Origin of the sequence: Novibacillus thermophilus, from assembly GCF_002005165.1 — a bacterium.
GTDB lineage: Bacteria > Bacillota > Bacilli > Thermoactinomycetales > Novibacillaceae > Novibacillus > Novibacillus thermophilus.
The window spans coordinates 949,651-963,528 of sequence record NZ_CP019699.1 but is presented as its reverse complement, the minus strand read 5'-3'; the positions used below and the strand labels follow the sequence as shown (position 1 = coordinate 963,528).

Genomic DNA, 13,878 nt, shown 5'->3' with positions numbered 1-13,878 from the left:
CAGGGAAAATGACTTCCTGTAGGGTTGTCCCATTTCTCCTTTACCACTATTCTAGCTGAACACAACACCGTTTAACAGAGGCGTTTGGACTAAAAAATGCGGCGGAGCTGGTGGTGCTCCGCCATGTTGCCACAATGTTGTATTTAAGGTTGGTTGAGAGACCGTGCGTGAAGGGTCTGAACCAGTTTGTGGGCCACCGTCCAGATGTCTCCCGCCCCCATCGTCAGCACGAGGTCACCCGGTTTCACACGCTCCATCAAGTAGTGGTGAACATCTTCATTCGTTTTGCAAAAGATGACATTCGGGTTGCTGTTCTCCCGAATGAGCTGTGTGAGCCGCTCTGAGCTGACACCCTCGATTCGAGCTTCGCCAACGGGGGAATAAATGTCGGTCATCACCACTTCATCTGCCCTGCCAAAAGCACGGCTGAACGCGTCAAGCAAAAAATATGTACGCGAGTACCGCTGCGGCTGAAAGACAGCGATGATCCGCTTGTTTAAAGCGTTCGCCGCTTCGATCGTGGTCTCAATTTCCGTCGGGTGGTGGGCGTAGTCATCGATCACGGTGATGCCGTCCACTTCCCCGACGAGCTGAAACCGCCGCTTTGTCCCGCTAAAATGGGGCAAAGCTTTGGCAATGTCCTGAAACGGAAGGCCGATGTGACGGCATACGGCAATCGTCGCCAGCGCGTTGTACACGTTGTGCCGCCCGGGGAAAGACAACGTCACGTTCCCTTGACGCCCTCCCTTTTCCCAAACGGTAAAAACCGTTCTTCCGTTGGCGTTTTGAATATCTGTCGCCGCGAAATCTCTGTCCCGCTCCAATCCGTACGTGACGACTTCAGAACGCATTCCGGGCAACAGTTCCTGAATGTACGGGTCATCGCCGCACACGACCGCCGCCCCTCCCGGGCGCACTTGACTTAAAAACTGTTTGTAAGCTTCTTTTAAGTTGTCAAATGAACCGTCGTAGTTTTCCAGGTGGTCTGCCTCCACGTTGGTCACAACGGCCAAATACGGAAAGTACTCCAAAAAACTACCGTCGCTTTCGTCCGCTTCCGCCACGACGTATTCACTGTTTCCCGCTTTGGCGTTTCCCCCTAACCCAACCACTTCGCCGCCTATGACGTATGTCGGGTCAACACCGCACTCTTCCATCACTTGTGCGATCATCGAAGATGTCGTCGTTTTGCCGTGTGCACCTGATACGGCGATCCCTTTGCGTTCGTTTAACAGCCTCGCCAACATTTGCGAGCGGTGCAACAGGGGGATTCTTTTGTCTTCGGCGGCTTTCAGTTCGACATTGTCTTCCGGGACGCCAGTTGAGTATACGACGAGATCGGCTCCGTTCACGTTGTTTGCCTCATGTCCGATGTAAACGGTGGCTCCCCGCTCGGACAGTTGGTCCGTCAACTCTTTTTGTGCCACGTCAGAACCGCTGACCTTATATCCCATGTCTAGCATGACGCGGGCGATGGCACTCATCCCGTAGCCGCCGATCCCGACAAAATGAACGTGTTCTGGAGTGTTCACCGTCCATCATCACCAACCTTTGCTTTCAAATCCGACACGATGTACTTTCTCACGGTGCTCATCAAATCGTGGCTCCCCGCCACTAGTATTAAATCATCCGTTCCACACATCTTCACCGCCTCTTGTACGGCTTCTTCCGCTGTCGGCACGGCCTTGACGGTACAACTGCACTCGTTCGCCAGCACGTTCGCCAACGCATCAGCCGGCATGTAGCGGGGATGGTCGCCGGACGTTAAAATGAAGCAGTCTGCCAGTTCTCCAAAAGGCTTCAAAACGGACATCACGTCTTTATCCGCAAAAATCCCAGCAATCACACACAACCGGCGGTACGTAAAATACGCTGGCAACGCCTCTTTGAGCCGTGCCGCTGCCTCGGGATTGTGAGCAGCATCGAGCAAAATGCGGGGATGCTTTGAAATTAATTCCATTCTTCCAGGCCATTTCGTGCGGCGAAGTCCACGTCTTATGGCGGTGTCATCTAACGTCACGCACCCCTGTCGGGACAACACTTCCAACACCAAAAGGGCCAACGCCGCATTTCGGATTTGGTGCTCTCCCGGGAGGGTGATGGTGAGATCGTGCAGCGTACGTTCCAAGCCCGTATAGGTAAAAGAAGAGCCTTCTTCTCTTTTGACATGAGCGACCGTACGAACGCAGGAATCCAGTTGGTAATACGGGCAATCCAGTTGTCCAGCGCGCTTTTTAACAACTGACTCGGCCACTCCTTCTGCCCCCGTGACGACGGGGTGACCGGCTTTAACAATCCCGGCTTTTTCTGCTGCGATTGTTGAAAGGGTGTTTCCTAACACATCCAGATGGTCATGCCCGACATTCGTCACAACGGCGACGTGGGGTTCGACGACATTCGTCGCGTCCCACCTCCCACCTAAACCAGCCTCCCAAATGACCCAATCGGGACGAACCCTTTCAAAGTAAACGAGGGCTAACGCGGTGATGACTTCAAATTCAGTCGGTCTGTCTTGTCGTGCACTGACTGCTCTTTTCAGTCGTTCAGCGCAAGCGACGAATTCCGCGTCTCCGATCCTACTTCCATTATACTGAATGCGGTCGAGTTCATGCATAATGGCCGGCGAGGAAAAAACGCCGACGGAAAACCCGAGTTCCCGCAGCATTCCTGCCAAAAAAGCGCCGGTGGACCCTTTTCCATTCGTTCCTGCAATGTGCAGAAAAGAGAGCCCACGTTCTGGATGCCCGAGAGCTTCCAGCATCGCTTCCATCCGTTCGAGGCCGGGGCGGATGTGGAACCGGTCGAATCGTTTTAACCAGGCGAGAGCTGCTTGGACTGATGGATTCTCCATACTGACGACCGACCCTTTACCCTGACAGTTCGGCAATGCGCTTTAGAACTTTCTCCCGCTTCTCACGGTAGTCGGCGCCTTTTTGCCGCTCCGCCTCAACGATGTGTTTCGGCGCTTTCGAGACAAACCCCTCGTTGGCGAGTTTTTTCTCCACGCGCTCAACTTCCCGATTCAGTGTCTCAAGTTCGCTGTGCAGCCGTTCCAGCTCTTTATCGACATCGATCAAGCCCGCGAGGGGGAGAAACAGTTCCGCCCCGGACACGACAGCCGTCATGGCTTTTTCCGGCCGTTCGACATCTTGTTGAATCGTCAGTTTGTCCGTTTTCGCCAACCGCTCGATGTACGACTGGTGGCGTTTTACAACGGCCGCGTGCGCCTCGTCCGGGCGAACGATGAGCTCCACCGACTTGTTGGCAGGAACGTTAGCCTCGGCGCGTATGTTGCGTACATGGCGAATGATGTCCATGATGAACGCCATCTGTTCCGCCGCTTCAGGGAATCGGTAGCCGGTGTCGACATCCGGCCACTGTGACACGGAAATACTGATCCCTTTAGTTGGCAAGTGTTGCCAAATCTCTTCCGTTATAAACGGCATAAACGGGTGCAACAGGCGCAAAGTGCGATCTAACACATACGTCAAAACAGACTGGGTCGTGCGCTTCGCGTCCCGGTCATCCCCGTACAGCGGGAGCTTTGCCAATTCAATGTACCAGTCGCAAAACTCATCCCATATAAACGTGTAAAGGGTGCGCCCGGCTTCCCCGAATTCGTACCGGTCGAGCTGGCGCGTCACTTCCCGTGCCGTCTCCGTAAGGCGGTGCAACATCCACTTGTCTGCTGTACTGAGCGGACCGGACAAATCAACGTCGTCTGCCGAAAAGCCTTCTATGTTCATCAAGGTGAAGCGGGACGCATTCCAAATCTTGTTCGCGAAGTTGCGGGCCATCTCTACCCGCTCCCAGTGAAAACGCAAGTCTTGCCCGGGAGTAATGCCCGTGGAGAGCATGTAGCGCATGGCGTCTGCGCCGTAACGGTCGATGACGTCCAGCGGGTCCACGCCGTTTCCGAGGGACTTGGACATCTTGCGCCCTTCTGCGTCGCGCACGAGGCCGTGAATGAGGACATCGCGAAACGGAATGTCACCTGTAAACTCCAGTGAGGTAAAAATCATACGCGCCACCCAAAAGTAGATAATGTCGTACCCGGTGACGAGCACGTCTGTCGGAAAGTAGCGCTTCAAGTCTGACGTCTCCTCCGGCCACCCCATCGTCGAGAACGGCCACAAGGCCGAACTGAACCACGTGTCCAATACGTCCTCGTCCTGTTGAATCTGTTCGCTGCCGCAGTGAGCGCAGCGGGTGACATCTTCCCGGGAGACGGTCGTCTCCCCGCACGAGTCACAATACCACGCCGGAATGCGGTGCCCCCACCAGAGCTGGCGGGAAATGCACCAGTCGCGTACATTTTCGATCCAGTGCAAGTAGATTTTCTCAAAGCGCTCTGGTACAAAGCGGACCCCTTCTCCGCTTTTCTGTTTTTTGACTGCGAGTTCAGCCAACGGCTGCATTTTCACAAACCACTGCGTGGACAAATACGGCTCAACGACAGCACCAGAGCGCTGACTGTGCCCGACCGAGTGGACGTGCTCTTCGATGCGGAACAACACGCCTTCTTCCTGCAGATCAGATACGATCTGTTTGCGGCACTGGAAGCGGTCCATCCCCTTGTACGGTCCGGCATTTTCATTCATCGTTCCCGATTCGTCCATGACGAGCACTTGGGGCAAGCCGTGACGTTTCCCGATTTCAAAATCGTTCGGGTCGTGGGCCGGGGTAATTTTGACTGCACCGCTGCCGAATGACGGGTCGACGTAGTCATCGGCGACAATCGGGATTTCCCGGCCGACGACCGGAAGAACGACAGTCTTGCCGACGAGGTCGCGATACCGCTCGTCTTCAGGGTGGACGGCGACCCCCGTATCGCCTAACATCGTTTCCGGACGGGTTGTGGCGACAGTAATGTGCCCGCTGCCGTCTTTGAGCGGGTATTTCATGTGGTAGAGGGCGCCGGTCACTTCCTTGTATTCGACTTCAATGTCAGACAGTGCCGTGCGCGTCTCGGGGTCCCAGTTGATGATGTACTGGCCGCGGTAAATGAACCCTTTTTCGTACAGACGGACGAAAACCTCCCGCACCGCTTTTGACAGTCCTTCGTCCATCGTGAACCGCTCCCGGGAGTAGTCGAGGGACAAGCCCATTTTCCGCCACTGATCACGTATAATCCGGGCGTAATGATCTTTCCACTCCCACGTTTTCTCCAGGAACTTTTCCCGACCGAGGTCGTGACGGGAAAAGCCTTCTTCCTTTAACTTCGCTTCGACCTTTGCCTGTGTGGCGATGCCGGCATGGTCTGTTCCCGGCAGCCACAGGGTGTCGTACCCCTGCATGCGCTTAAAGCGGATCAAGATGTCCTGCAGCGTAAAGTCCAGAGCGTGGCCGATGTGCAGCATGCCGGTCACGTTCGGCGGAGGAATGACGATGGAAAACTTTCCTTTCTCGCTCTTTCCCTTCGCTTTAAACAACCCGTTTTCTAACCAGTAACTGTACCATTTGTCTTCTGTCACTTTCGGGTCGTACGTTTTCGGCAAATTTGTACGCTCGATTCGTTCCGCCTGTTTTCCAGACATCGGAATCCTCCTTTTCGATACTCATGATCACCCAAAAAATAAAGTCTCCCATCCCATAAAGGACGGAAGACTGTTTCCGCGGTACCACCTTTCGTTCACAAGTCGCACACTTGTGCCCTCGATCGGATAACGGCCTGCGACCGGCCAACCTTACTCGCCGCGGCGTTCAGGTTGGCAGCTCCGGGACGACGTTCCACAGTGTCCGCTTAGTCGGCGTCTCAGCCCACGCGCCAACCTCTCTTAAAGCTTTCGCTGTGTACTCCTCCCCTTCAAAGCTTGTCTCACCATCGTTCCAATGTATGTTACTATCATACTGACGCCAAAAACAAAAGTCAAATCAATTATGCCCGTGCCGTCTCATAAAAACGATCGTACCTCAACCGGTCGACGGGAATCACCGTATCCTGTTCACCAATTAATGCTTCGATTATCTTTCCAGTCACGACAGCTAAACTGATGCCGTCACCCTCATGTCCCGCTGCAATGTAAAATCCGGGCACTTTTTCGACGGCCGATACGATGGGCAAATGGTCTTTCGTCCACGGCCTGAAGCCGGTATACGTCCGGATGATGTTGAAATCGTCCATTTTGGGGAAAAACCGCAAAGCCCTTTTTGCCATTGTCTTCACAACACGCATGTCTACACTTCCATCAAAACCGACAAATTGCCGACTGCTCCCTAGCAAAAAGTTCTGGTTCTCCGTCGGTTCCAGCACCAGGGCCACTCCGTGTTCCAGCGTTTCGGGATCGGCGATACGTTCGCGCTGAAATTTATTCATCAAGTAGCCAAATTCCATCACGTTTCGCATCATGACCGGCTTTTGTCTCGCACCGACCATGATGTGTCCCTTCCGCGGCACGATGGGAATCTCCACATCGAGCATTTTGCCGATGAACGGAGCCCAAACCCCGGCCGCGTTGACGACCTTCTTTGCCGTAAAAGGGCCTTTTGTCGTTTCGATCCAAAAGTCTTCTTTCTTGGATATGGACGTCACTTCTGCAAACGTGTGCACTTTCAAGCCGTATTGTGTGGCTTTGTCAATCAAAGCGTAGCAAAACAAATAGGGATTGATCAGCGAGTCCGTCTCACATTCCAATCCGCCCGGAATGTCGTCGGCAAAGTACGGCGATTCTTGACGGATGTCTGAGCGATCGAGCAGGTTAAATTTCAACCCGGCTTTTTTCTGGATGTCGACCCATTCCTCTGCAGCCTCCATTTCGGCGTCATTTTCACACACAAGTATGCTGCCGAGTGCACGGTATTCAAATGGCATGTCAAGCTCTTTAGCCAGATCCACCATTAGATTTTGGCTGACTAAGGACATTTGGCTGTCAAATCCCGGATCTTTGTCTACGATCGTCACGTTCCCGTCACAGTGGGAGGATGTTCCGCTGGCAACATCGTGTTTTTCGATTAACATGCAATCCATACCGGATTTTGAAACATAGTAAGCAATGGCGCATCCGATGATGCCACCTCCGATTACGGCCACTTCCGCCTGCCTTTCCCGTGTCATCTTTTATTCCCTCCCTCTTTCGTTTCGTCGTTTATGTCGGCGCCCGTGCTTCCAGCGTCTAGCTTCCCGGATTTAAACATCTGCGTTACGGTTTGCATAATGTAGAAATGCTTTATTCATTTTGGCACGCCCTTCATCAATCCCGGGATGGAATTGGATCGTGGCTTGTCCGCGAATGTCTTTTACATTTTGTACAGCTTCATCCAATTTAGAACCTAAGTCCGCAACATTTCCCAACAGTCGCCTGACGATGGAAAGACCTGCCACAGTGCCCTGTGCCCTGGCCACTTTTGCACTTTCGATCCCTGTAATGTTTCCTGCCACATACATCCCCGCTACCGGCGTCTCCATTTTTTCGTTGTGCACGGGGACGTGGCCGCCGAGTTCTTCGATGTACTGGAATGGACACCCGATGACGGCTGCCAGCTCTGCGAGAGGGTAAAGCCCGCCAGCAATACAGACAAAATCAACGTCGACGGTTTTCTCGCTTCCCGGCACACGTTCTCCATCAGGGGAAATGTCGCATATCGTCACCGATTCTACTTCTGTTTTGCCGTTTATTTCAGTGGCAGCTTTTCGAATGTGGACCGGCATTCCCCACAATTTCACTCCGCCCTTAGGATACAGTGTGACAGCCAAGTTCTGCGCCCAAGTCGCTTTTGCCCATTTGCTGCCCAAACGTATCAAGGGAGAAGGCGCCAAGTGCGCGATGCGTACTAAGCCTTCCATGACTTTTTTGGGATGGCCATGACGGGATGTCACAGGATTTATAGCAGGAAGCACCATGCCGAGGAGTTCGATTCCGGCCAGTTGCAGCTCACGTGCGATGGCCGCCGACAAAACGTTGACTCCGACGACGATCCCCCTTTGTCCCACACGAACACGGTGGACGTTCGTCATCACCTGCGCCGCACCGATCGACATGACCCCCGGAAGTGTCCAGCCCGGGATTGGAGTCGGTTTTTCTGCTGCACCTGTCGCAATGAGAAGGGTTTTCGCATTGAAAATGCCGCTAGACGTATGGACCGCAAAACCACCGTCTTGCTTCTCTATGTGATAGGCTGAAACACCGCACCGGATGTCGGTGTTGAGGGATTTCGTCCTTTCCAGGAGAGTGTTCGCCTCTTCGATTCCGTTCCACCACTCGCCATTCGGCTCCTGGTGAAGTTGACCGAGGAGCCTTCCGCCCGGTTTAGGAAATTCATCGATCACGAGAACGTCCATGTTCCATTCGCGGCACGCAATGGCGGCCGACAGCCCGGCAGGGCCAGCTCCGATGATGACGACGTCATACATGCGGATCCCCCTCATCCCCGTATTCTTTCTTGAATTCGGCGTAAGTTCGGGGCAAGTCACCTGTTTTTTTCGTTGATATCAAGGGCGCCGGTTGTCTCTTCCCGCTTTCGATGACCATGCCGTCCTCCAGTTCCGTTAGGCATGCACGTACGCCGTTCGACTGATTGACTCGCACACGGCACTCAAAACAGTGCCCGATATTGCAATAAATACCGCGCGGAGTCCCACTTTCCTCATGCACCCGCAACGTCCGGACACCGTTTGCCAACAGAGCCGCAGCTATCGTCTCCCCTTCATAACCTTCATACGTCTTTCCGTCAAACGTAAAAGTGACGACTCTTCTTTCTTTCAGTTTTCCCAGGATAGGGTGGTTTACAATTCGATTCTTACTCATCGCTCGACCTACTCCTCAAAACGGATAGAGAGACTGGTCTCACGGGAGGCTGCACTTTCAGCGGAATATCGTGCCCCGGCTTTTCTCCCGTCACTTCTTCCAGAATGGCGTCAACGGCCGATCGACAAGTCCGTCCGCCGCAGTACCCCATTCCGGCCCTCGTCCGCAGTTTGATTTCCCGGGCTGAACATTTGTACTGACTGGCGGCTGTTTGAATGTCCGCAAGAGTCACTTCTTCACATCGACAAATCATCAGTTTATCCATCGCGCCTGTCCCCTTTCTTTCTGTCCAATTATGACAATCTAGCCCTGTTAAAAGGTAGGCGGTGTCATCGCCCAAATAGACACGCACTTCTCTTCTCCGCGATTTATAAATCGGTGGGGAATGGAACTGTCAAAATAAATACTGTCTCCTTCCTCCAGTTCGTATTCTTCATCGTCTAACACGACGACCATCTTTCCCCGCAGGACAAACCCGCACTCCTCTCCCGTGTGTGTGATCACTTGACGGTCTTCCTGTTTCGGTTCGAGTTCAATCAAGAGCATTTCCAGGTTGTCCTTCACACCCGGCGTCAACAGCTGGTATTTTACTTTAGAATTAGGCAGAAACATCGTTTTTCTGTCATTTCTTCTTACCACTCTCTCAGGCGTCCCGTTATTAGAAATCAAGGAAACAAGGGTAATGTCCAGTGCCTTACAGATTTTGTACAGCGTGGTCAGCGTCGGATCGACGTTGTCGCGTTCAATCTGACTGATTGTCGCCGCACTTAACCCTGACTTCTGCGCTAACTCCGTTAACGACATTTTTTTTCTCTTCCGCAGTTCGCGAATTCTCGTACCGCTAAACATCATCATGATCTTTCCTTTGGAAAAGCTTCAGCAAATGAGATCCCAGTCGTTTGCAATGCTTCATTTTCTGAAAACAATCCCCTCAGCGGTCAATTCCCTTCCCTTTTTTATTAATTTTTTTAAAAATATTCCTGTTTAGTTTTATTATAATAAAATAATGGGACATGGACAATCCTTTTTTTCGTAAAAAAAGCGGGCTTTACGCTTTGACGCAAACCCGCAAACGAAGCTCAAGTTTTTCAAGTTTACTGCGTTTCATCTTCTTCCGAAAGAGGCTCGTCTTCCAGACCGCTTTGATTGTACGAGCGTTGCACAGCTTGAGACACTAGCCGTTCTTTTCCGAACTCTGTGTCTTCGATTTTCGGCCACTTCCGCTTCGTCCCTCTGTGCTTCCGCTCTTGATGCGGTTTAACCATCGACATCCCTGCCTTTCAAATCGTGTTGTATCAGTAGTGTATCCCGCTTTTCACCGTTTCATTTCGTATTGGTAAAACACGTTACAAAAAAAGCCCCACTCAAGGGGGCATTCAGTTCCGAATCTATCTATCCCAGGGATTCAACACCTTCAGAGGCTTGTTCGAAACACCTGTCCTAAAGAGCAGCGTCAACAAATATGACCGCGTACATGACGACCAAGTAAATGAGTGAATAGCCAAACATCTTGCCTGCCCACTGTTTCTCGTTTGGGGCGTTGCCGTACACACCTTGCAACGCGTACGCGACGTAAAAGCCGCCCAAAATCGTCATCACGGTTAAGTAGAGGTCACCGAGGGACGGCAGTAAGTAGAGGAGTAGGGAGGCGGGAACTAGTGCCGTCGTCCAAAGCAACATTTGCCACTTAGTTTCCTTCGCACCGCTTTCGGACGTAAGCATCTTAAAGCCGGCAACGCGGTACTCCTCCGAGCGAAGCATGGCCAATGCCAAAAAGTGAGGCGGTTGCCACAAAAACATGATGACGAACAGGAGGCCCGCGCCTGCATCCAAGCCGCCTGTCACCGCGCACCAACCCATCATCGGCGGAATGGCGCCAGATAGCCCGCCGACAACCGTGTTGAGTGAGGTCGTCCGCTTCATCCACAAGGTGTAGACGATGACGTAGAAAAAGATGCCCAAGAGACCTAAAACAGCCGTTATTAAATTGACGAGTGTCACCAACAGCAGTGTACCGGCAATCCCGAGCACAATCCCGTAACCGAGCAACAATCTGGAATCAAAGCGTTGAACCGACGGACGATGTTTTGTCCGTTCCATCTTTTTGTCCAAGTCGCGGTCTAAATAATTGTTTAATACACACCCCGAAGCTATGATGAGCGCTGTTCCGACACACGTGTACAAAAAAAGTAAAAACCCGGATAGCCCTGAGAAGTCGGTTCCAGATCTGCCGACTGTCTGTACCGCCAACCAAAAGGCGGCCGCTGCACTGAGCACATTCGATTTCACGATACCTGTTTTTGTGACAGTGATGAAGTCGCGCCAGTGCAACGGTTCTGTCACCGGGGGGCCTGTTCCTGCTCCACTGCCGATTCCGACGTCGAGTTGTAGCTCATGTCCCGTTCCAAATTCGTCACCTTCTGCAGAAAATATTTATGATAAGTTTTGCAAATTGCGGACGATAAACGGACCGATGATACCCAGCCCGATCAGTATAACTCCCGGTATAACCGTCCAAATGACGGCCGTCACATCACGTTTTCCACTCGGCTTGCGCCATAACGACGTCAAGTGCAAGACCCACAGAAATAAAAAAACAGAACTCGTCAGCACGAGAAGGACAATAAACGCTATCATAACAGCCTCCGACCATAATGTTTCGTGAAACACTACTGTCATCATAATAAAAGTCCACGGAAAACACAAACCCGCAACTCTGGTAATTTTAAGTATAACGTCCGGATACGACGGACTGGAAGGTGAAATCTGACAATTAGATGACACTCTCTATACGTTAAGCGCCCGCTCCAGAAGTTGGAGCGGGCGCTTACGGCGTGGACACCTTTTGTCTTTTCTCCCGTTTTTTCGGCCAAACATGCTTCGCGAACTGTTTGAGCTGCTGAAAACAGCGAATTTCCTGCTCCAGCTCTTGGACGTAAAACAGCTCGTTGACAGAACCGTCGTGACCGTAATAGCGGTTCAGCCATTTGATGACCCGGTCCGGATACGCGATAAAGATACAGAACCATTGCTTCTCGCGCGGGCTGAGTGGAAGCGTCGCCTCATAAGCCTTTAACCAGCTCTCGAGGATCTCTGGCGGAGTTTCGCCCTTTGGCGGAAAGCGTTGAAAGAAAAGGGCCAAATCCTTCATGGGAACGTCCCATCCGCCGTGATCAAAGTCAATCCACTTCCAGTCGTCCCCGAGGACCAACAGATTGTGGCGGTGGATGCGCCGGTGACAAAACACGCGGCGAAACGGTTTTCGCGCATCATATTCTGACAATCTCTTTAATCCGTTTAGGGCAAACGATGCGGCGTGCACCAGCTCGTCGACGTGATTCAAGAAAGCAGTGTCAAACGGCGAAGGGTACGTACGCTTTCTCGCTTTCTCCGCATAATGCTCCACCTGCTCTTTTTGATCGTTCCATCGTCTAACGGTTTCTTTAAACTGGGGTTCCGCACCACCTGTTCCAAAGCCGGCGTTTTCCGTCAACCGGTGCAAATCGGCCAACGACTGTATTATGCGTTTTTCGGAGAGAGAAGCATTGGGCGTCCACTCTGCGCCGAACCACGGGGTGGCATAGAACGCCACCGTTTCGTCGGCATAATAGCGTTCACCGTTCTTCGCCTTCAGCCACGGCAGAACATGGGTGTAATTGTGGTCGTCTAAGTGTGTGTTCACCTTCTGCAAAAAGGATAAGCGCTGCCGTTTCACGCGGACCGGTTTCAGGGCAAATGTGTCCGCCTCAGTCTGAACTCGAAACGCACCACGTACTTTTGTGACTTTCCGGAGATGCCATGCGTACATCCGGAGCGCCTGGTCTAACACTTGACCTGGCTGCGGACCGCTACCCACGGTTATTCGCCCCCTTCTCTTTCACGCTGTCAGTCGTGCACGGGAATGTAAATCATTTGCCCTTCTTCAAGTTGCCCGGTCTGCAATTTGTTCACTTGCAAGAGCTCTACTGACGACAGATTGTAGCGGTCTGCAATAGCTTCCAACGTATCATCTTTTTGTACGATTACAATTTTGAGGCGGTGGAAGCGGTCTTCTCCTCCGCCCAACTTCTCCTTCATCCACTCGATGCCGACGTACTTCTTCTCATCGTCTGTTTGTTCTCCAGGAAGGTCACCTGTTTCCTCCGCAGCGGTCGCTTCACCCGATTCCTCGACAGTCTCGGCAGTCCCTTTGGTTTCTTGTGCACCTTCCCCTCCGGACATATTTCCAACATCCCGGGAAAGGGCGTCGGGTGATTCGTGCAACAACTCGTTGAGCGGAACGGCATCAGGTGTATGGTCTTCTTCTTCTTTTTTGCGAAAATGGATTTTAGTTTCGTGGTGCGGCACCTCTCCTTCAGTGTCGCCCCTTTTGTCCGTCAACTGCTCACGGTCTTCTTTCCTTTCAACGACTGGTTCAGATGCGGACCCTGCACTGTCCCCATCGGCTGCTTCCTCGGCTTTACCCTCCTGTTCGCGGAGGTCGTCGTTTTCTACACCGTCACTTTGCTCCTTTGGTGCAACATCTTCACCTGATGCATGACCGTGCTGCTCAAGGGGCTGGGGTCTCAGTCCGAAAGGGGCTTCTGGCACGTCTTTTGCGTCTCGGGCTTCACCGTCTTTGTCATGGGCCCCTCCCTCGGACGCGGTTTCTGACTCTTCCTCTTCTTTACCGAAACTGGCAATCGTATGTCCCGCGCTGCTTCCGAGTTGTAATCCGTCAATGACTAAAACCGCTTCAATTCCTAATTCGTGTGAGGACAACACGTCGTAGTCAAACGACTGAATCTCGGCCGTAATGTCTTCAAGCTGCCCAATGCGTTCTGACGGCAGCGTAATTTCCAGCGGGATAATATACTCAATTTCTTCTGCTTCCAGTTGTTCGTCCCAGTCCCTCACATCTGCTGACGGTTCAGACCGTTCAGACTCGCCGAGATACGTTCCACTCAACCGGATGACGCCTTCAATTTTCACGTTGGCTCCGAGGTCTTCGATCCGAACTTCCGGGGTCAAATCCAGGGACAGCAATGTGTCGATCCCCGGTTGCCCCTTCTGAAAAGCTATTTTCTCAGAAATATCAAACCGCAATTGGGATTGCTCGTCGCCCGTCAATGCTCATCCCCCCAAGAAAGCAATC

At 52.5% G+C, this 13,878-nt stretch carries 13 protein-coding genes and 1 other annotated feature; all 13 genes read right to left on the bottom strand.

The genetic code is table 11. The annotated features are described in order from the left end of the window. Positions 1-143: 143 nt before the first annotated feature. Complete coding sequence (gene murC, locus B0W44_RS04705) at positions 144-1,532, bottom strand: UDP-N-acetylmuramate--L-alanine ligase (protein ID WP_077718996.1); 1,389 nt, start codon at positions 1,530-1,532, stop codon at positions 144-146. Continuing rightward, positions 1,529-2,851, bottom strand: coding sequence for a bifunctional folylpolyglutamate synthase/dihydrofolate synthase (locus B0W44_RS04700; RefSeq protein ID WP_077718995.1), 1,323 nt, complete (start codon positions 2,849-2,851; stop codon positions 1,529-1,531). Before B0W44_RS04700 ends, murC begins: the two co-directional genes overlap by 4 nt. A gap of 16 nt (positions 2,852-2,867) precedes the next feature. Next, positions 2,868-5,537, bottom strand: coding sequence for a valine--tRNA ligase (locus B0W44_RS04695; RefSeq protein ID WP_077718994.1), 2,670 nt, complete (start codon positions 5,535-5,537; stop codon positions 2,868-2,870). Between the two features lie 55 nt (positions 5,538-5,592). After that, positions 5,593-5,819: a binding site (T-box leader), on the bottom strand. 59 nt (positions 5,820-5,878) lie between these two features. Continuing rightward, complete coding sequence (locus B0W44_RS04690) at positions 5,879-7,054, bottom strand: NAD(P)/FAD-dependent oxidoreductase (protein WP_077718993.1); 1,176 nt, start codon at positions 7,052-7,054, stop codon at positions 5,879-5,881. Between the two features lie 72 nt (positions 7,055-7,126). Further along, positions 7,127-8,350, bottom strand: a complete 1,224-nt coding sequence (locus B0W44_RS04685) for an NAD(P)/FAD-dependent oxidoreductase (protein WP_077718992.1) — start codon at positions 8,348-8,350, stop codon at positions 7,127-7,129. Beyond that, positions 8,343-8,744, bottom strand: a complete 402-nt coding sequence (locus B0W44_RS04680) for a (2Fe-2S)-binding protein (protein ID WP_077718991.1) — start codon at positions 8,742-8,744, stop codon at positions 8,343-8,345. Before B0W44_RS04680 ends, B0W44_RS04685 begins: the two co-directional genes overlap by 8 nt. Beyond that, positions 8,737-9,009, bottom strand: coding sequence for a (2Fe-2S)-binding protein (locus B0W44_RS04675; protein WP_077718990.1), 273 nt, complete (start codon positions 9,007-9,009; stop codon positions 8,737-8,739). The genes B0W44_RS04680 and B0W44_RS04675 overlap by 8 nt, the downstream gene beginning before the upstream one ends. 47 nt (positions 9,010-9,056) lie before the next feature. After that, complete coding sequence (locus B0W44_RS04670) at positions 9,057-9,599, bottom strand: helix-turn-helix domain-containing protein (protein ID WP_077718989.1); 543 nt, start codon at positions 9,597-9,599, stop codon at positions 9,057-9,059. Between the two features lie 239 nt (positions 9,600-9,838). After that, positions 9,839-10,009, bottom strand: a complete 171-nt coding sequence (locus B0W44_RS18020) for a hypothetical protein (protein ID WP_169835423.1) — start codon at positions 10,007-10,009, stop codon at positions 9,839-9,841. A gap of 175 nt (positions 10,010-10,184) precedes the next feature. Continuing rightward, entirely contained in the window at positions 10,185-11,087 is a 903-nt protein-coding gene (cyoE, locus tag B0W44_RS04665) for a heme o synthase (RefSeq protein ID WP_228441514.1), read from the bottom strand. Positions 11,088-11,177: 90 nt separating this feature from the next. After that, entirely contained in the window at positions 11,178-11,381 is a 204-nt protein-coding gene (locus tag B0W44_RS04660; protein WP_149026928.1) for a cytochrome c oxidase subunit II, read from the bottom strand. 190 nt (positions 11,382-11,571) lie between these two features. Continuing rightward, on the bottom strand, positions 11,572-12,600 hold the full coding sequence (locus B0W44_RS04655; protein WP_077718986.1) for a phosphotransferase: 1,029 nt from the start codon (positions 12,598-12,600) through the stop codon (positions 11,572-11,574). A 29-nt stretch (positions 12,601-12,629) separates the two neighbouring features. Then, positions 12,630-13,853, bottom strand: coding sequence for a LysM peptidoglycan-binding domain-containing protein (locus B0W44_RS04650; protein WP_077718985.1), 1,224 nt, complete (start codon positions 13,851-13,853; stop codon positions 12,630-12,632). Positions 13,854-13,878: the final 25 nt, after the last annotated feature.